Genomic DNA, 1,044 nt, shown 5'->3' on the forward strand with positions numbered 1-1,044 from the left:
GGCAGCGGTGCGCAAAACCTTGACCCCAAGCTGTGGGTAGGCAACGCCTCCCGCGATGACGCTGCTGTATATGCCATCGACGACGAGCGCGGCGTGGTGTCTACCACCGATTTTTTCATGCCGATTGTCGATGATCCCTTCGACTTCGGCCGTATTGCCGCCACCAACGCCATCAGCGATATCTACGCCATGGGCGGCGATCCGTTGATGGCCATCGCGATTCTCGGCTGGCCGGTCAACGTGCTGGCCCCGGAAATTGCCCGGGAAGTGATTCGCGGCGGTCGTTCCGTGTGTGACGCTGCCGGGATTCCCCTGGCCGGTGGCCACTCCATCGACGCCCCCGAGCCGATCTTCGGCCTGGCTGTCACCGGGCTGGTGGAAAAACGCCACATGAAGCGCAATGACACCGCCACCGCCGGTTGTCAGCTGTACCTGACCAAACCCTTGGGCATCGGTATCCTCACCACCGCCGAAAAGAAGGGCAAGCTGCGCGAAGCCGATGTGGGCCTGGCCCGTGACTGGATGTGCACCCTCAACAAGCCCGGCAGCCGTTTTGGCAAGCTGGCCGGTGTGACGGCCATGACCGACGTCACCGGTTTCGGCCTGTTGGGCCATCTGGCGGAAATGGCCGACGGCAGCAATTTGACTGCCCGCATCCAATACGAAAAAGTCCCACGCCTGCCCGGGGTTGAGTACTACCTGGAGCAGGGCTGCGTGCCTGGCGGCACCTTGCGCAACTTCGACAGCTACGCCAGCAAGCTGGGGCGCCTGAACGAACTGCACAAACGCGTGCTGTGCGACCCGCAAACCAGCGGCGGCCTGCTGGTGGCGGTCACGCCCGAGGGCAATGCCGAATTCCTCGCCGTGGCCGCGGAACTGGGCCTGGACCTTGAACCTATCGGCGAACTGGTTGAGCGACAGACCAACGCGGTAGAGGTGTTCTGATGCCCATCGACATCACCGATTACCGCGACATCTTTCTCAACGACCGGCCGATGATGGATACCCGCGCGCCGATCGAGTTCAGCAAGGGCGCGTTTCCCG

At 63.0% G+C, this 1,044-nt stretch carries 1 protein-coding gene; it reads left to right on the forward strand.

Annotated elements, in window-relative coordinates:
• Positions 1 to 945: selenide, water dikinase SelD (gene selD / locus ACZ6ZQ_RS38655; protein ID WP_469773211.1), on the forward strand; the 945-nt coding region annotated here is incomplete at its 5' end.
• Positions 946 to 1,044: the final 99 nt, after the last annotated feature.

The organism is Streptomyces sp. NPDC053673, from assembly GCF_055585225.1.